The sequence below is a fragment of the Pseudomonas sp. R1-7 genome, from assembly GCF_051132105.1.
Taxonomy (GTDB): Bacteria; Pseudomonadota; Gammaproteobacteria; order Pseudomonadales; family Pseudomonadaceae; genus Aquipseudomonas.
Genome location: NZ_CP071661.1, coordinates 5,896,254 through 5,912,756 on the forward strand (window position 1 = coordinate 5,896,254; position 16,503 = coordinate 5,912,756).

Annotated in this window: 15 protein-coding genes; 8 read left to right on the forward strand and 7 right to left on the reverse strand. The window is 61.3% G+C overall.

Features of this window, described 5'->3' with window-relative positions; translation table 11 throughout:
* Positions 1 to 128 precede the first annotated feature (128 nt).
* Positions 129 to 1,427, reverse strand: a complete 1,299-nt coding sequence (locus J3P79_RS26740; protein ID WP_434607050.1) for an MFS transporter — start codon at positions 1,425 to 1,427, stop codon at positions 129 to 131.
* Between the two features lie 371 nt (positions 1,428 to 1,798).
* Here J3P79_RS26740 and J3P79_RS26745 point away from each other — a divergent pair, with 371 nt between their 5' ends.
* A complete protein-coding gene (locus tag J3P79_RS26745) occupies positions 1,799 to 2,203 on the forward strand; it encodes an acyl-CoA thioesterase (RefSeq protein WP_434607051.1) in 405 nt (134 codons plus the stop codon).
* Between the two features lie 57 nt (positions 2,204 to 2,260).
* Complete coding sequence (locus J3P79_RS26750; RefSeq protein WP_434607053.1) at positions 2,261 to 3,160, forward strand: D-hexose-6-phosphate mutarotase; 900 nt, start codon at positions 2,261 to 2,263, stop codon at positions 3,158 to 3,160.
* 136 nt (positions 3,161 to 3,296) lie between these two features.
* On the opposite strand, the gene J3P79_RS26755 is transcribed toward J3P79_RS26750, so the two are convergent.
* The 5 genes from J3P79_RS26755 to J3P79_RS26775 all read right to left on the reverse strand — a co-directional run bounded on the left by J3P79_RS26755 (position 3,297) and on the right by J3P79_RS26775 (position 7,022).
* Positions 3,297 to 3,833, reverse strand: a complete 537-nt coding sequence (locus J3P79_RS26755) for a DUF3299 domain-containing protein (RefSeq protein WP_434607055.1) — start codon at positions 3,831 to 3,833, stop codon at positions 3,297 to 3,299.
* A gap of 86 nt (positions 3,834 to 3,919) precedes the next feature.
* Positions 3,920 to 4,165, reverse strand: coding sequence for a GlsB/YeaQ/YmgE family stress response membrane protein (locus J3P79_RS26760; RefSeq protein WP_039593587.1), 246 nt, complete (start codon positions 4,163 to 4,165; stop codon positions 3,920 to 3,922).
* Between the two features lie 102 nt (positions 4,166 to 4,267).
* Positions 4,268 to 5,353, reverse strand: a complete 1,086-nt coding sequence (locus tag J3P79_RS26765; protein WP_434607058.1) for a 5-(carboxyamino)imidazole ribonucleotide synthase — start codon at positions 5,351 to 5,353, stop codon at positions 4,268 to 4,270.
* 12 nt (positions 5,354 to 5,365) lie between these two features.
* Positions 5,366 to 5,857: a 5-(carboxyamino)imidazole ribonucleotide mutase gene (gene purE / locus J3P79_RS26770; RefSeq protein ID WP_003196369.1), complete on the reverse strand. Its 492-nt coding sequence runs from the start codon at positions 5,855 to 5,857 to the stop codon at positions 5,366 to 5,368.
* Between the two features lie 247 nt (positions 5,858 to 6,104).
* Positions 6,105 to 7,022 carry a LysR substrate-binding domain-containing protein gene (locus J3P79_RS26775; RefSeq protein ID WP_434607060.1) on the reverse strand — a complete coding sequence of 306 codons (918 nt, stop codon included), beginning with the start codon at positions 7,020 to 7,022 and terminating at the stop codon, positions 6,105 to 6,107.
* 180 nt (positions 7,023 to 7,202) lie between these two features.
* Between J3P79_RS26775 and aspA the strand changes: the two genes are divergently transcribed.
* The 3 genes from aspA (at position 7,203) to J3P79_RS26790 (ending at position 11,705) form a co-directional block, all read left to right on the forward strand.
* Positions 7,203 to 8,627, forward strand: a complete 1,425-nt coding sequence (gene aspA, locus J3P79_RS26780; RefSeq protein ID WP_030139110.1) for an aspartate ammonia-lyase — start codon at positions 7,203 to 7,205, stop codon at positions 8,625 to 8,627.
* Positions 8,628 to 9,114: 487 nt separating this feature from the next.
* Positions 9,115 to 10,566 carry an alanine/glycine:cation symporter family protein gene (locus tag J3P79_RS26785; RefSeq protein WP_434607062.1) on the forward strand — a complete coding sequence of 484 codons (1,452 nt, stop codon included), beginning with the start codon at positions 9,115 to 9,117 and terminating at the stop codon, positions 10,564 to 10,566.
* 134 nt (positions 10,567 to 10,700) lie between these two features.
* Positions 10,701 to 11,705 (forward strand): asparaginase, encoded by a 1,005-nt coding sequence (locus J3P79_RS26790; protein ID WP_434607064.1) that lies wholly within the window; start codon positions 10,701 to 10,703, stop codon positions 11,703 to 11,705.
* Between the two features lie 45 nt (positions 11,706 to 11,750).
* On the opposite strand, the gene J3P79_RS26795 is transcribed toward J3P79_RS26790, so the two are convergent.
* On the reverse strand, positions 11,751 to 12,698 hold the full coding sequence (locus tag J3P79_RS26795) for an IS110 family transposase (RefSeq protein ID WP_434607066.1): 948 nt from the start codon (positions 12,696 to 12,698) through the stop codon (positions 11,751 to 11,753).
* Positions 12,699 to 13,064: 366 nt separating this feature from the next.
* Between J3P79_RS26795 and J3P79_RS26800 the strand changes: the two genes are divergently transcribed.
* The 3 genes from J3P79_RS26800 (at position 13,065) to J3P79_RS26810 (ending at position 16,402) form a co-directional block, all read left to right on the forward strand.
* The gene (locus J3P79_RS26800; protein WP_434607068.1) at positions 13,065 to 14,057 is read left to right on the forward strand and encodes an AraC family transcriptional regulator; all 993 of its coding nucleotides are present in this window, start codon (positions 13,065 to 13,067) and stop codon (positions 14,055 to 14,057) included.
* Positions 14,058 to 14,258: 201 nt separating this feature from the next.
* Positions 14,259 to 15,290, forward strand: coding sequence for a histone deacetylase family protein (locus J3P79_RS26805; protein WP_434607070.1), 1,032 nt, complete (start codon positions 14,259 to 14,261; stop codon positions 15,288 to 15,290).
* Positions 15,291 to 15,301: 11 nt separating this feature from the next.
* Positions 15,302 to 16,402, forward strand: a complete 1,101-nt coding sequence (locus J3P79_RS26810) for a polyamine ABC transporter substrate-binding protein (RefSeq protein WP_434607071.1) — start codon at positions 15,302 to 15,304, stop codon at positions 16,400 to 16,402.
* Positions 16,403 to 16,503 lie beyond the last annotated feature (101 nt).

The window sequence follows — 16,503 nt, forward strand, 5'->3', positions numbered from 1 at the left end:
CCTAGCAGATAGGTGTGTTAAGTCGGCCAAGTATTGGGAAGCCGTGTGAACACTCTATGGCTGAAATATGACAATTGGATGAAAGGCCAGCATTGGGGTTTTTGCAGGGTCCTGTGGCGAGGGGCTGTCTAGCGCCCCTTCTTCCAAAGATACCCACCGATCACCATCCCGATCCCGCAGATGATCGCCACGTAATACGCAGGCCCCATCGGGCTCTCTTTCAACAGCAAGGTCACCACCATCGGCGTCAATCCGCCGAAGATCGCGTAGGCCAGGTTGTAGGAAAACGACAGGCCGCTGAAACGCACCACGGCCGGGAACGCATTGACCATGACGTACGGCACCGCGCCGATGGTGCCCACCAGCAAACCACTCAAGGCGTAGAGCGGGAACAGCCACTCCGGGTGAGTGAACAGGCTGTGGTAGAAGGTCCAGAACGTGATCAGCAACAAACCGCTGCCGAAGACGAATACCCGGCCTGCGCCAAAGCGGTCGGCCAGTACACCGGCACCAATGCAACCGAAACTCAGGAACACGATCGCCAGGCTATTGGCCTGCAACGCCGTGGTCGGGCTGAAGTGATACACCGTCTGCAACACCGTCGGGGTCATCAGGATCACCACGATGACGCCGGCCGACAGCAGCCAGGTCAGCAGCATCGAAATGGCGATGGCGCCTCGATGGTCGCGCAGCACGGCGCGCAACGGAACCTCTTCGGCCAGCGCCTTGCGCAGTTGCAGTTCGGCGAACACCGGGGTTTCATGGAGCCAGCGGCGCAAGTACACCGAAAACAGGCCAAACACACCGCCCAGCAGGAACGGGATCCGCCAAGCGTAATCCGCCACTTCCACTGGCGTATAAATGCTGTTGATGGCGGTAGCGACCAGCGAACCCAACAGGATTCCGGCCGTCAGGCCGCAGGTCAGGGTGCCGCAGGCGTAGCCGATGTGGCGCGCCGGCACGTGTTCGGAAACGAAGACCCAGGCCCCCGGTACTTCGCCACCAATGGCTGCGCCCTGGATCACGCGCATCAGCAACAATAGGATCGGCGCCCACATGCCGATCTGCGCATAGGTCGGCAACAGCCCCATGATCAGGGTCGGCACGGCCATCATGAAGATGCTCAACGTGAACATTTTCTTGCGCCCCAGCAGGTCGCCGAAGTGGGCCATGATGATCCCGCCCAGCGGCCGGGCGAGGTAACCGGCGGCAAAAATGCCAAACGTTTGCATCAGGCGCAGCCATTCGGGCATTTCGGCAGGGAAGAACAGCTTGCCGACCACGGTGGCAAAGAACACGAAAATAATGAAATCGTAGAACTCCAGCGCGCCGCCCAGGGCAGAAAGCGACAGGGTCTTGTAGTCGTTGCGGGTCAGCGGACGGGCGGGTTGCGCGGGCGTCGCCGTGCTCGAAGGCGCAGTGGTCATGGCAAGGGTTTCTCTTATAGTCGGTTCTCGGCCCGACAACACTGATGAGAGCCCGGGCAGGTTCGGCACGATAGCAAATTGTTCGAAAAAGCACATAGAGGCGCGTAATTGACAGTCAAAATCAGAACCCAGTGGTCGTCTCGACGTCTATCGCCCGATATACTCGCAACCTTGCAACACTCTGTAAGGGGTTGCTGTGCGAAAACGTCGTTGGTGATGTAGTACAAATCAGCCGGTTTCGCAGAGTTTCCCTTTGGCACGCCTTTACGAAAAACGTGACGAACGTGGCAGTTCGGGCTGAATCGTTTTTTACAAAGACGGCTATTCACCTGAAAGACAAGACAGAGTTACGGGTCAGAGGCACCCCCGGCATGATAGAGCTCGAACAAGAAGATCCGATCCCGCAAGGCGACCTGGCCTTGCAAATCACCGCGCTTCCCCGTGATACCAACGGCTTCGGGGACATTTTCGGCGGCTGGCTGGTGTCCCAGATGGACCTGGCCGGCACCGCGATGGCCAGCAAGGTGGCGGGCGGACGCGTGGCGACCGTGGCGATTGATCGCATGGCGTTCCTGGTGCCGGTGGCGGTGGGTGCGCAGTTGTCCTTCTATACCCAGGCGTTGGAAATCGGCCGTAGCTCGATCCAGATGATGGTCGAGGTGTGGAGCGACGATCCGTTGTCCAGCGAATGGCGCAAGGTCACCGAAGCAGTGTTTGTCTTCGTCGCCATCGACGGCAGTGGACGCACCCGCTCGGTTCCTTCCCGCGCCCGTTAAACGCGGCGACCGTTTTGCGGTCCATTGCAGTCCATGTTCCTGAACGAGATGCGCAATATGCCTACGCCCAATGTCGAAGCCGTCAAACTGGATGAACTGAACGGTTGGCGCATCCGCCACGGTCAGGCCGAGTTGCTGGTGGCCCAGCAAGGCGCGCATATCCTCAGTTATCAAGTGGACGGCGAGCCGCCGCTGATCTGGCTCAACGACCAGGCGACGTTCCAGACGGGCAAGAGCATCCGCGCCGGCGTGCCAGTGTGCTGGCCCTGGTTCGGCAACCTGACCCGCAACCCCGACAGCGTCCAGGCGATGCGCGTCAGCAACGAACCGGCCACGGCCCACGGCCTGGTGCGAGCGATGGATTGGGAGCTCAAGGGCATCGAGGCCGAAGGCGAAAGCCTGAAAATCGAATTCGTGCTGCCCTACCCTGAAAACGGCCTGTCGGGCTGGCCTCACCAAGTCGACCTGACGCTGACCATCGTGATGGACGAGCAGTTGCATGTCCGTCTTACCAGCCATAACCGTGGCAGCGAAACCGTCAGCCTCAGCCAGGCGCTGCACAGCTATTTTGCCGTCAGCGACGTGCGCAACGTGCAGGTCGATGGCGTCGACGGCTTGCATTACATCGAGACCCTGGACGACTGGAACACCCATACCCAGGCCGGTGCCCTGCGCTTTGTCGGCGAAACCGACCGCATCTACCTCGATACCCCGCCGACGCTGAGCATCGTTGACCCGCACTGGCAACGACGGATCGAACTGACCAGCAGCGGCTCGCGCTCGGCGGTGATCTGGAACCCCTGGACCGAACGAGCCAAGGCCTTTAGCGACATGGCCGACGATGGCTGGCAGCGCATGCTGTGCATCGAGACGGCCAATGTGATGGGCGATGTGGTGACGTTGTTGCCGGACGCCAGCCATACCCTGGGTGTGCGTATCCGCAGCAAACCGCTCTAACACACACCACAAAACCCTGTGGGAGCGAGCTTGCTCGCGATAGCGCCATGTCAGTCGACATCAGCGTCGACTGACACACCGTCATCGCGAGCAAGCTCGCTCCCACATTGGGTTTTGTGTCGGGCCAACCAGTTGGTTACAAATCCGCCTCCTGCACCACCCTCACCTTCTGCGCATCCAGCGCATACGCCGCGCTCGCCAGGTCGTTATCGACCTTCTCGATCTTCAGCGTGCCGGTAACCCACAGCGGCGTATAGATGTCATCCAGCTTCACGCCCTTGGGATAGCGCACCAGCACCAATTGATTCGGCGGCGGCGGAGGAACGTGGATGCAGGCGCCCGGGTAAGGCACCAGGAAAAACAGCGTACTGCGACCCTTGGCGTCGCTCTCCAAAGGAACCGGATAGCCGCCGATGCGGATGTGCTTGTCGTTCATCGACGCCACGGTCTTGGTCGAATACATCACCGCCGGCAAGCCTTTGCTTTGCTTGAGGCCACCTTTTTCGGTGAAGGTGCCGCTGGCTTCGGGAGAGTCGTGATCGATTTCGGGCATCGCTTCGAGGGCTTTCTGGTCCGACTTGGGCATCAGTTCGAGCCAGTCGGTTTCCGGCAGATCGGCAGCGTGGGCCAGGCCACTGCCCAGCAAAAGAAGGGTCAATACTAGACGGCGCATGGAAGGGCTCGGCAATGAGTGGAATGTAACGCCGGGCAGTTTAGCCCTCTCCGTGCGCCGCGCGGAGAGGGCTTCATCTGGTTTGATCAGTTTCTTTTGATCAGGCCGTAGATCACCAGCAACACGACCGCGCCCACCAGGGCGCCGATGAAGCCAGCGCCTTCGCCGGCCTGGTAGATGCCCAGGGCCTGGCCGCCGTAAGTAGCCGCCAACGAACCGCCGATACCGAGCAGGATGGTCATGATCCAGCCCATGCTGTCATCGCCCGGCTTCAGGAAGCGCGCGAGCAGGCCAACGATCAAGCCGATAAAAATGGTTCCGATGATTCCCATGGCATTTCCCTCTGGTTGAGACGCTAAGCCAAAGCCCAGTCGGGCTTTGGCACTTAGCCATGAGAGAGATTAGCCGATGAATGGTTCCACCGATGTTGCAGACTATTGCTCGGCAATCAGCGTTTCGACCTTGATGATCTGCTGGGCCAGCGTGGCGCGATCGGCGCAACGCAGGTTGGCGTGGCCGACCTTGCGCCCCACTTTGAAGGCCTTGCCATAGTGATGCAGGTGGCAGTCGGCAATCGCCAGGACTTTCTCGCTGTCCGGCACTTTGCCGATGAAGTTCAGCATTGCGCTTTCGCCGACCTTGGCGGTCGATCCCAGCGGCAGCCCGGCCACCGCCCGCAGGTGGTTTTCGAACTGGCTGCACTCGGCGCCTTCAGTGGTCCAGTGCCCGGAGTTGTGCACGCGGGGGGCGATTTCGTTGGCCTTGAGGCCGCCGTCCACTTCAAAGAATTCGAACGCCATGACCCCGACATAGTCGAGCTGCTTGAGCACGCGGCTGGAGTAGTCTTCGGCCAGGGCTTGCAGGGGATGATCGGTGCTGGCGACGGACAACTTGAGGATGCCGTCCTTGTGAGTGTTGTGCACCAGCGGGTAGAAGCGGATTTCACCGTCGCGGGCACGCACGGCGATCAGCGAGACTTCACCCGTGAATGGCACGAAACCTTCCAGCAGGCAACCGACGCTGCCCAGCTCGGCAAACGTACCGGCAACGTCTTCAGGGTTGCGCAGGACTTTCTGTCCCTTGCCGTCATAACCCAGGGTACGGGTCTTGAGCACGGCCGGCAGGCCGATGGAAGCGACCGCAGCGTCAAGGTCAGCCTGGGACTGGATGTCGGCGAAGGCCGGCGTCGGGATGCCCAGGTCCTTGAACATGTTCTTTTCGAACCAGCGGTCACGGGCGATGCGCAGGGCTTCGGCGCTGGGGTAGACCGGGACGAACTGGGACAGGAAGGCCACGGTTTCGGCCGGGACGCTTTCGAACTCGAAGGTCACCAGGTCGACTTCATCGGCCAATTGGCGCAGGTGATCCTGATCGCCATAGTCGGCCCGCAGGTGTTCACCCAGGGCGGCGGCACAGGCGTCCGGCGCCGGATCCAGGAAAGCGAAGTTCATTCCCAGCGGCGTACCCGCCAGGGCCAACATGCGACCCAACTGGCCGCCACCGATTACACCGATCTTCATTCGTCAACAACCTCAGGCAATGCGTGGGTCCGGATTGTCCAGGACGCTGTCTGTCTGCTCAGCGCGGAATTTTTTCAGCACGGTATGGAATTGGGGATGCTTGGCGCCCAGGATACTCGCCGACAGCAGGGCCGCGTTGATCGCGCCGGCCTTGCCGATGGCCAGGGTAGCGACCGGGATGCCGGCCGGCATCTGCACGATCGACAGCAGCGAATCGACACCCGAGAGCATCGAGGATTGTACCGGCACGCCCAGCACCGGCAGGTGGGTCTTGGCCGCACACATGCCTGGCAAGTGAGCCGCACCGCCGGCACCGGCGATGATCACTTCGATGCCACGCGCCTCGGCTTCTTCGGCGTACTGGAACAGCAGGTCCGGGGTACGGTGGGCGGACACCACTTTCACCTCGTAAGGGATGCCGAGCTTTTCCAGCATATCGGCGGTGTGGCTAAGGGTGGACCAATCGGACTTGGAGCCCATGATCACGCCAACCAGTGCACTCATCGTCGTGCCTCTTCTCTCTGGGCGCCCTGGGGCGCGTCAAAAAACAACAAGCCACGCGGGAAACCAGCGTGGCTTGTTGTACGAATGATGGCCGGGTGAACCGACCGAAGGCCGGGCAGTATACCGAAAAAGGTAAATTAAACGCACTTTCGCCGACCATCTGTCTTTTGCGTTGAAGCGGCGATTTTATTGACTCGCAGGTCAGCGCCGGAACACCACAAATCCCCACAAGGGGGCCGCGTGGGTTTCAGGAACCGCCCACGCTTTGCGCCACGCCGCCCTCAAGCTTGCGCCACAACAACCGCACGTTCGCCTTGCGCACCAGGGCGCAGCGGTACAGGCGGATCTCCAGCGGGACATGCCATTGCGCACCGCCGCAGATCACCAGCTCGCCCCGGGCCAGTTCGTTGCGCACGCTCAAGTGAGGGACCCAGGCAATGCCCAGCCCTTCCAGCGCCATGCTTTTCAGGCTGTCGGCCATGGCCGTCTCGTAGACGGTGGTGAACCGCAGGGCCCGCTGGCGCAACAACTGGTTGACCGAACGTCCCAGGAACGCCCCGGCGCTGTAGGCCAAGAGCGGCACGCTGGCCTCGCCTTCAAGGTCGAACAATGGCCGGCCTTGTGCATCGGCCGCGCACACCGGGAGCATTTCGGTCTGGCCCAGGTGCAGCGACGGGAAAATCTCCGGGTCCATCTGCATGGCTGAATCCGGGTCGTAGAAGGCCAGCATCAAGTCGCAACCGCCTTCACGCAAGGCATGGACGGCATCGCCCACGTTGGTCGCCACCAGACGCGTGGCGATGTTCATCCCGTCGTTGCGCAGTTGCGCGATCCAACGCGGAAAGAAGCCCAGCGCCAGGGAGTGGGCCGCCGCGACCTGGATGACTTCACCCTGTCCGCCCTCCAGATGATGCAGATGCCGGAGCACCTCGCCCAACTGCTCGACCACCGTGCGCGCCGTCACCAGGAACAGTTGCCCCGCCGCCGTCAGTTCGATCGGCGTACGCGAGCGGTTGACCAACGTCAGCCCAAGGGCTGCTTCAAGGCTGCGAATTCGTCGGCTGAACGCCGGCTGCGTCACGAAACGCCGTTCGGCCGCCTGGGAAAAACTGCGCGTCGCGGCCAGGGCACTGAAGTCCTCGAGCCATTTGCTTTCAAGATTCATCACCGCCCTCCCGGGACGCACCAAAACAGGTCACACGTTCGCCGCATCGTCGGCGTCACACGTGCATTATGCCGAATATGCATAGGCCAGTGCTTAACAGCATTGGCCCAAATTTTTCTGAAAGCCTAGGATTCACAGCGTTCCGGCTCTGACCGGGTCCTTATTGAGATGATTTCCATCATGTCCTCCGCTGCATCATTCCGCACAGAAAAAGACCTGCTTGGCGTACTCGAAGTACCGGCGCAAGCGTATTACGGCATCCAGACCCTACGAGCGATCAACAACTTTCGCCTCTCCGGTGTCCCGATCTCGCATTACCCCAAGCTGGTGGTCGGTCTGGCAATGGTCAAGCAAGCCGCCGCTGATGCCAACCGCGAGCTGGGCCAGCTCAGCGAAGCCAAGCACGCTGCCATCAGCGAAGCCTGTGCACGATTGATCCGTGGTGATTTCCACGAAGAATTCGTGGTGGACATGATTCAGGGCGGCGCCGGCACGTCGACCAACATGAACGCCAACGAGGTCATCGCCAACATTGCGCTGGAGGCCATGGGCCACCAGAAGGGCGAATACCAGTACCTGCACCCCAACAACGACGTGAACATGGCGCAGTCCACCAACGACGCCTACCCGACCGCGATCCGCCTGGGTCTGCTGCTGGGCCACGACGCGTTGCTGGCCAGCCTCGACAGCCTGATCCAGGCGTTCGCCGCCAAGGGCGAGGAATTCAGCCACGTCCTGAAAATGGGCCGTACCCAGCTGCAAGACGCCGTGCCGATGACCTTGGGCCAGGAATTCCGTGCCTTCGCCACCACCCTGAGCGAAGACCTGGCGCGCCTGAAAACCCTCGCGCCTGAACTGCTCACCGAAGTGAACCTGGGCGGCACCGCCATCGGCACCGGCATCAACGCCGACCCGCGCTACCAGGCCCTGGCCGTACAGCGCCTGGCAACCATTAGCGGCCAGCCGCTGGTGCCAGCCGCCGACCTGATCGAAGCCACCTCCGACATGGGCGCCTTCGTACTGTTCTCCGGCATGCTCAAGCGCACCGCGGTCAAGCTGTCGAAGATCTGCAACGACCTGCGCCTGCTGTCCAGCGGCCCACGCACCGGCATCAACGAAATCAACCTGCCGGCCCGCCAGCCAGGCAGCTCGATCATGCCCGGCAAGGTCAACCCGGTGATCCCGGAAGCGGTCAACCAAGTGGCGTTCCAGATCATCGGCAACGACTTGGCCCTGACCATGGCGGCCGAAGGCGGCCAACTGCAACTGAACGTGATGGAGCCGCTGATCGCCTTCAAGATCTTCGACTCGATCCGCCTGCTGCAACGCGCCATGGACATGCTGCGCGAGCACTGCATCGTCGGCATCACCGCAAACGAAGCGCGCTGCCGCGAACTGGTCGAGCACTCGATCGGCCTGGTCACCGCCCTGAACCCGTACATCGGCTATGAAAACGCCACCCGTATCGCCCGTGTCGCCCTGGAAAGCGGTCGCGGCGTGCTGGAGCTGGTGCGCGAAGAAGGCTTGCTCGACGACGCCATGCTCGACGATATCCTGCGCCCGGAAAACATGATTGCCCCGCGTCTGGTCCCACTGAAGGCTTGATCGACGCGACCACTGCTCACCAGGTCGAGGGACTAGACACCTCTCACCTTTTGAGGGCTTGGGGACTCGTTCCCCAAGCCCTTTTTTTTAACCGTCAACTGGAGGCATTAGCGAAATTTGTAGGACCGAGCCTACTCGCGACAAACCACGATGCGCTGCCGTTGTACCCCGCGTCGCCAGCCATCGCGAGCCGGCTTACTCCCGCAAGAACCTGACCGATAGGCCAGGAGATACAAGGGTTCGTTTCGTCGCATGCACCACAACTGTGCAGACGGGCGCCGCACTGATAGGTATAGTGCCGCCCCTCTTCGCATGAGTGGTCGTCGTCAACGAGGCCTCACAACATGCGAAAACCGAACTAATAACAAACCCGCGAAGTGGACCGGGACGAAACATCGCCCTCTCTGTCGAGCCGCGTGCCGACCGATGTAACAGGATGTTTCCAAATGGCCATCATTGCTTAAACAAAAAACAGCGAGGAATACTCATGCTCGAAGTCATCAACGACTTCCTCTCAGGGAAAGTGCTGATCGCGCTCATTGTCGGGCTCGGTGGCTACTTCACGATCCGCTCGCGTTTCGTCCAGTTCCGTCATTTCTTTCATATGTTCGCGGTGTTCCGTGACAGCCTGAAAAGCAGCACCGACCAGCTCAGTTCGTTCCAGGCCCTGATGCTCAGCCTGGCCGGCCGTGTCGGCGCGGGCAACATCGCGGGTGTCGGTATCGCCGTGACCCTCGGCGGCCCTGGCGCGGTGTTCTGGATGTGGGTGACCGCGCTGGTCGGTATGTCCAGCAGCTTCTTCGAGTGTTCTCTCGGCCAGCTCTACAAGCGCTGCGACGCTGAAGGCCAGTACCGTGGCGGCCCGTCCTATTACATCCAGCACGGCCTGCAGAAACGCTGGTTGGGCATGATCATGGCGTTCCTGCTGCTGATCACCTTCGGCTTCGCCTTCAACGGCCTGCAAGCCCATGCCGTGACCCATTCCCTGAACAACGCCTTCGGCTTTGACACCACCTACACCGGCCTGGGCCTGGCGGTGCTGCTGGGCCTGGTGTTCATCGGCGGGATCAAGCGTATTGCCAAGGTGGCCGACCTGCTGGTTCCGGTCAAAACCCTGGCGTACATCGGCGTGACCCTTTACGTGATCGTGCTGCAGTTCGAACATGTACCAGAGATGCTGGCGACCATCGTCAGAAGCGCCTTCGGTCTGGACCAGGCTTTCGGCGGCCTGATCGGCAGCGCCATCGTCATGGGCGTCAAGCGTGGCGTTTTCGCCAACGAAGCCGGCCTGGGCAGTGCGCCCAACGTCGCCGCCGTCGCGTCGGTCGAGCACCCGGTCGCCCAAGGTGTGGTCCAGGCGTTCAGTGTGTTCCTCGACACGTTCCTGATCTGCACCTGCACCGCGCTGCTGATCCTGCTGTCGGGCTTCTACACTCCGGGCTTCGAAGGCGACGGCATTGCCCTGACCCAGAACTCCCTGGCGGCCGTGGTCGGTGACTGGGGCCGGATATTCATTTCCGTGGCCCTGTCGTTGTTCGTGTTCACCTCGATCCTCTACAACTACTATCTGGGTGAGAACAACCTGCGCTTCATGGTCGGTGAAAACCGCAAGGTCCTGATGGGCTACCGTGCGCTGGTCCTGGTCCTGATTTTCTGGGGCGCCATCGAGAACCTCGGCACCGTGTTCGCGTTCGCCGACATCACCATGACGCTGCTGGCGTTCGTGAACCTGATCGCGCTGTTCCTGCTGTTCAAGGTCGGCATGCGCATCCTGCGTGACTACGATGACCAGCGTGCGGCCGGCATCAAGGTTCCTGTCTTTGACTCGAGCAAATTCCCGGACCTGGACCTGGACCGCAAAGCCTGGCCTGCGACCCCGTCGGCATCTGTTGCCGATTCCGGCAACGCTCCAGCGAGCCTGGCTGCAGCGCAACGCTGATCAACAGTCTGTTTGAAAAAAACCGGGCGCACCCCCAGCGCCCGGCGTGACACAACACAAGGTCGGCGTCATGCTCGACCTTATGTTGTGGCGGCTAACCCAAGCGGCCGTTTTCATCCTCGGAGAACACCCCCATGAATGCCTCGACCTACCCTGCCGCCCAGCACGTCATGGTGCTCTACACCGGCGGCACCATCGGCATGCAGGCCAGCGCCAACGGCCTGGCCCCGGCATCCGGCTTCGAAGCGCGGATGCGCGACTACCTGCACAGCCAGCCCGAACTGGTGGTGCCGCAGTGGCGCTTCCGGGAGATGTCGCCGCTGATCGACAGCGCCAACATGACCCCGGCCTACTGGCAGCAACTGCGCGAAGCGGTGGTCGATGCCGTGGACGTGCAGGGCTGCGACAGCGTGCTGATCCTGCACGGCACCGACACCCTGGCCTACAGCGCCGCCGCCATGAGCTTCCAGTTGCTGGGCCTGCATGCGCGGGTCTGCTTCACCGGTTCGATGCTGCCCGCCGGCGTGACCGACAGCGACGCCTGGGAAAATCTCAGCGGCGCGCTGGTCGCCCTTGGCCACGGCCTTGCGCCTGGCGTGCACCTTTATTTCCACGGAGAACTGCTGGCGCCGACCCGTTGCGCGAAAGTGCGCAGCTTCGGGCGCCACCCGTTCAAACGCCTGGAACGCCAGGGCGGTGGCATCAAGGCCGCTTCCCTGCCCACCCAGCTGAATTACAAACAGCCGAAGCAACTGGCGAACGTCGCGGCATTGCCGCTGTTTCCTGGCATCGGTGCCGAAATCATCGACGGCCTGCTGGGCAGCGGCATCCAGGGTCTGGTGCTGGAGTGCTACGGCAGCGGTACCGGGCCGAGCGACAACCCGGCGTTCCTCGCCAGCCTGGAGCGAGCGCGGGACAGTGGCGTGGTGGTGGTCGCGGTCACTCAATGTCACGAAGGGGGCGTCGAGCTGGACGTGTACGAGGCCGGCAGCCGCTTGCGCGGTGTTGGCGTGTTGTCGGGCGGCGGCATGACCCGCGAGGCAGCGTTCGGCAAGTTGCAGGCGTTGATTGGCGCTGGGTTGCCGGTGGATGAGGTTCGGCGGTTGGTTGAGCTGGATCTGTGTGGTGAGCTGATCTGAGGCCCTGTTAACCCTGTGGGAGATTCTATGGTTGAGGGGAAGCCCTCAAGCCGCTTTTGGTTGGTATTCGCTTTGCCCTTTCAGCAGAGCGAATACGATCCGAGCAAGCTTGCGTGCCAGTATCACTAACGCCTGGGTGGTAGCGAAGCCTCGAGCTCTTAGTCTTTCATAAAAGCCTTTCCAGGCAGGCGTACGGCTGGCCGACATGGCTGCGTTGTGCAAAAGCCGACGAACTTCCGGATCGCCTCGTTTGCTCAAGCTTCGGCGGTCGTCTTTTTGTCCTGATTGGGACACTCGCAAATCCATCCCCAAGAAGGCAATAAAGGCGTCTGCATTTTTGAAGTCGCCCCGCTGAAACGCCGTAAGCAAGCGGGCTCCGGTCAGAAACCCGATGCCCTCGACCTTCAGGCAACGGTTCAGTTGCCCTAGCAAACCAGCATTTTTCAGATGATCCTTGATCGTCCTCTCGATCAATGCCTCAAGCCTTTGCATAGCTGCGATTTGCTCGGCGAAAGCGGTCTTGAGCAGCGGCTCATTGGCCCAGCTTTGTACCAGGGCGACTCGAGCCTGAACCAAGGCAGCGCGACGGCGGAAAAGGCTTAGAAGCTGGCGATACAACGGAGATGGCGGCGCCCATGGATGAAGCTCGTGCCCTTCGTTCTTCAGGTAACGAGCCAACAGCTTGGCGTCCAACGCATCGGTTTTGGCGCGGATTTTTACGCCTTTGCGGTAATGATGAAGTTCATAACCGCCCATCATGTAGATTGTGCAACCGGCCTCATAGGCCAAATCAGCAAAGTCCAAGTGATAAGTATTGGTCGACTCAATGGCCACATCGACGGGGCCCGGCAGTACTTTCAACCACCGTTTGATGGCCGCCTTGTCGTTGGGAATCGCTTCCAACACATCAAGCTCTGCGTGATAGATCACCAGCTCGTTCTTGGCGACATCCACGCCCACGATCGGCTTTGTGACAGAAACCGGCATTGCCATTGAAAATCCTCCGGGCTAAGGTTTGAACACTTGAAGGGGTCACCCAGAGGCGCAGGCTTGTCTCTATCGTCGATCCAGGCCGAAGCATTCTTTATCGGCGCTTGGGTGAAAGGAGGAGGGGCGAAATCTCCCACGGTCTGTACTGCGCGAACAGTCAGAATCGAGCCTTGTCCCTCCTCCTCCCTTCAAGTCCTACCATACAAGCGAGCTTGCTCGCGATAGCGGCAGCCCAGTCGACATCTGCCTCGACTGACACACCGTCATCGCGAGCAAGCTCGCTCCCACAAGGGTCCAGCGTTCGCGTCGCGAAACTGGGCCGGCATATAACTTGCTCCATCTCCCGTCTCCCAAGCCTGGAAACGGACCATGCTGCATTCCCACCTCACGACCCTCAACGCCGTCTCCCTGGTGCTCGATGCCTTCAAGCACGACGGCCTGCCACGTGATGCATTGCTGGCCGGCAGCGGCATCAGCCCGGCGGATTTGAGCCGGGCCGACACGCGCATCACCACCAACCAGGAAATGCAGGTCTGTGCCAACGCCGTCGCGCTCAAGCGGGATATCGGCTTGGAACTGGGCCGCAACATGCACGTTTCGTCCTACGGCATGCTTGGGTATGCCCTGCTCACCAGTGCCACCTTAGGTGACGCCTTGCGCCTGGCGCTGCGCTACCCGGCGCTGTTGGGAACACTCTTCGAGCTGGCCTTGAACGACGACGGCCAGCACATCTGGCTCAGCGCCAGCGACTATCGGGAAGACCCGGCCCTGGCGGTGTTCAACGCCGAGTTCTGCATGGTCTCGCTGAAGGTGATCTGCAACGACCTGCTCGGTTACCCCCTCCCCTTGCGCGCAGCGCGGTTCGAACACCCGGCGCCGGATTACCAGGCGCGCTACGCCAACCTCTTCGACTGCCCGGTACGCTTCGACAGCATCGACAACGCCTTCGCCTTCGATCGCCATTGGCTGGAACAGCCCCTGCCGCTGGCCGACCCCATCACCCATCACGCCATGGCCGAACGCTGCCGCCGGCAGAACACTGAGTTCACCGGCCGCCAGGCCTGGCTGGGACGCATCCGCCAACTGCTCGTCGCACAACTGGATGCCGCCCCCGGCCTGGAAGGCCTGGCCGAACAGATGAACTGCTCGGCGCGCACCCTGCGCCGGCATCTGAAGGATCTGGGTTGCAGCTATCAGGAACTGCTCGATGAACTGCGCTTCGAGCGGGCCAAGCAGATGCTCTGTGAAGATCAGTTGCCGATCTATCGGATCGCCGAGCTGCTTGGCTTCAGTGAAACAGCAAGCTTTCGCCATGCGTTCGTACGCTGGAGCGGCGTGGCGCCGAGTCGGTTCAGGGCGTGAGGTACAACATCGATCCCTCGCCACGGATTTTCGGTAGCCGTAGACTCACGCCCCGAACCAGCGCACACCCGCGCCAACAAGGGGCGATTTGCGGTCAAACCTTTTGGCCATTTCGATCCCCTTTTGGCCTTTCCTGTCGTTCTCCTAAACCCCGCGTGGCGCAAGACTTGATCCAGCGAATCAGCCCTGCGGAGAACAAGAATGCTGACGATCTACTCGGACGATCACCACCTGCACCACGGACGCTGCGAATTGATGGACGGGCAGTTGATGCCCTGTTTCGAAATGCCCTCCCGAGCCGACCATGTGCTGGACCGGGTCAAGACCCAAGGCCTGGGTCCGGTCAGGGCACCTGAGGATTTCGGCCTCGGGCCGATCCAGCGCATCCACACCCCGGCGTACCTGGAATTCTTCAAAGGCGCCTGGGACCGCTGGACCAAATTCAACCGCGACGGCGACCTGCTGCCCTACACCTGGCCAGCCCGCACGTTGCGCACGGTGATGCCAACCAGCCTGCACGGCCAACTCGGCTATTACAGCTTCGACGGCGGTGCGCCGATTACCGCCGGCACCTGGCAAGCGGCCTACAGCGCAGCCCAGGTCGCCCTCACCGCCCAGGCCGAGATCCAGGGCGGTGCCCGCAGCGCCTTTGCGTTATGTCGCCCGCCGGGGCATCACGCCGCTGGCGATTTAATGGGCGGTTATTGCTACCTCAACAATGCCGCCATCGCCGCCCAAGCCTTTCTCGACCAGGGGCACAAGAAAGTCGCGATCCTCGATGTGGATTACCACCACGGCAACGGCACCCAATCGATTTTCTACGACCGCAGCGACGTGCTGTTCGCGTCGATCCACGGCCATCCAGAGGCGGAGTTTCCGTTCTTCCTCGGTTACGAGGATGAGCGCGGCGAAGGCAAAGGCGCAGGCCTCAACTTCAACTACCCTTTGCCGGCCGGCTCAGGCTGGGACACGTGGAGCGCCGCCTTGGAGCAAGCCTGCGGCGAGGTCCAACGCTACGACGCCGACGTCATCGTCGTGTCCCTGGGCGTGGACACGTTCAAGGACGATCCGATCTCGCAATTCAAGCTCGACAGCCCGGACTACCTGGCGATGGGCAAACGCATCGCCGCCCTCGGCAAGCCGACTTTGTTCGTGATGGAAGGCGGCTACGCGGTGGCAGAAATCGGCGTCAATGCCGTGAATGTCCTGGAAGGTTTCCAAAGCGCCCAATGAGGAACAACAGCATGAACAGACTCAAGCGTTTGATGGCCCCGGCCCTGTGCGCCGCGCTGCTGTGTGGCGCCGCCCAGGCCGAGGAGCGCACGTTGCGCGTCTATAACTGGTTCGACTACATCACGCCCAAGGCCTTGGACGATTTCAAGGCGCAGAACAGCCAGGTCAAGCTGATCTATGACATCTTCGACACCAACGAAGCCCTGGAGGCCAAGCTGCTGACGGGCAATGCCGGCTATGACGTGGTGGTACCGTCCAATGTGTTCCTGGCCAAGCAGATCGAAGCCGGGGTCTTCCAACCCCTGGACCGCAGCAAGCTGCCGAATTGGAATCACCTCGATCCCAAGCTGATGAAGCTGATCGAAGCCAACGACCCCGGCAACCAATTCGCCGTGCCCTACATGTACGGCACCATCCTGATCGGCTTCAACCCGGACAAGGTCAAGGCAGCCCTGGGCGACAGCGCGCCCGTGGACAGTTGGGACCTGATCTTCAAGGAAGAAAACATCAGCAAGCTCAAGCAGTGCGGCGTGGCCCTGCTCGATTCGCCGTCGGAAATCCTGCCCCTGGCCTTGCAGCACCTGGGCCTGGACCCCAACAGCAAGAAACCGGCGGACTACGCCAAGGCTGAAGCACTGCTGCTGAAAATCCGGCCCTACATCACCTATTTCCATTCATCGAAGTACATGGCGGATATCGCCAACGGCGACATCTGCGTGGCCGTCGGTTATTCCGGCAGCTTTTCCCAGGCGGCCAACCGGGCCAAGGAGGCCAAGAACGGTGTGACGGTAGACATGCGCCTGCCCAAGGAAGGCGCGCCGATCTGGTTCGACATGCTCGCGATCCCCAAAGGCGCGAAGAATCCGGACGATGCCTACACCTTCATCAATTACTTGCTGCAGCCCAAGGTGATCGCGCCGATCAGCGACTTTGTCGGCTACCCGAACCCGAACAAGGACGCCACCGAAATGGTCGACCCGGCGATCCGCGGCAATCCCAACCTGTACCCGACCGAGGCGGCCATGGCTTCGCTTTATACGCTGCAACCGTTGCCGAGGGATGCCGAACGCGCACGCACGCGGGCCTGGACGCGAGTCAAATCCGGCCAGTAATCAGACGATTATTCTATAAATAGTTACCGCCCCTTGCGTCCCCTGCCTCTCTAGCATGGAAAACCCGAAGCGCTCGGCTTCGGGTTTTCATTGATCTGCAG

Excerpts from the sequence above, each read along its gene's own strand:
- J3P79_RS26760 (WP_039593587.1), bottom strand. The coding sequence starts at position 4,165 with ATGGGAATCATCGGAACCATTTTTATCGGCTTGATCGTTGGCCTGCTC.
- purE (WP_003196369.1), bottom strand. The coding sequence starts at position 5,857 with ATGAGTGCACTGGTTGGCGTGATCATGGGCTCCAAGTCCGATTGGTCC.
- J3P79_RS26805 (WP_434607070.1), top strand. The coding sequence starts at position 14,259 with ATGCTGACGATCTACTCGGACGATCACCACCTGCACCACGGACGCTGC.
- J3P79_RS26740 (WP_434607050.1), bottom strand. The coding sequence starts at position 1,427 with ATGACCACTGCGCCTTCGAGCACGGCGACGCCCGCGCAACCCGCCCGT.
- J3P79_RS26775 (WP_434607060.1), bottom strand. The coding sequence starts at position 7,022 with ATGAATCTTGAAAGCAAATGGCTCGAGGACTTCAGTGCCCTGGCCGCG.
- J3P79_RS26790 (WP_434607064.1), top strand. The coding sequence starts at position 10,701 with ATGAATGCCTCGACCTACCCTGCCGCCCAGCACGTCATGGTGCTCTAC.
- J3P79_RS26785 (WP_434607062.1), top strand. The coding sequence starts at position 9,115 with ATGCTCGAAGTCATCAACGACTTCCTCTCAGGGAAAGTGCTGATCGCG.
- J3P79_RS26765 (WP_434607058.1), bottom strand. The coding sequence starts at position 5,353 with ATGAAGATCGGTGTAATCGGTGGCGGCCAGTTGGGTCGCATGTTGGCC.
- J3P79_RS26800 (WP_434607068.1), top strand. The coding sequence starts at position 13,065 with ATGCTGCATTCCCACCTCACGACCCTCAACGCCGTCTCCCTGGTGCTC.
- J3P79_RS26795 (WP_434607066.1), bottom strand. The coding sequence starts at position 12,698 with ATGGCAATGCCGGTTTCTGTCACAAAGCCGATCGTGGGCGTGGATGTC.
- J3P79_RS26745 (WP_434607051.1), top strand. The coding sequence starts at position 1,799 with ATGATAGAGCTCGAACAAGAAGATCCGATCCCGCAAGGCGACCTGGCC.
- aspA (WP_030139110.1), top strand. The coding sequence starts at position 7,203 with ATGTCCTCCGCTGCATCATTCCGCACAGAAAAAGACCTGCTTGGCGTA.
- J3P79_RS26810 (WP_434607071.1), top strand. The coding sequence starts at position 15,302 with ATGAACAGACTCAAGCGTTTGATGGCCCCGGCCCTGTGCGCCGCGCTG.
- J3P79_RS26755 (WP_434607055.1), bottom strand. The coding sequence starts at position 3,833 with ATGCGCCGTCTAGTATTGACCCTTCTTTTGCTGGGCAGTGGCCTGGCC.
- J3P79_RS26750 (WP_434607053.1), top strand. The coding sequence starts at position 2,261 with ATGCCTACGCCCAATGTCGAAGCCGTCAAACTGGATGAACTGAACGGT.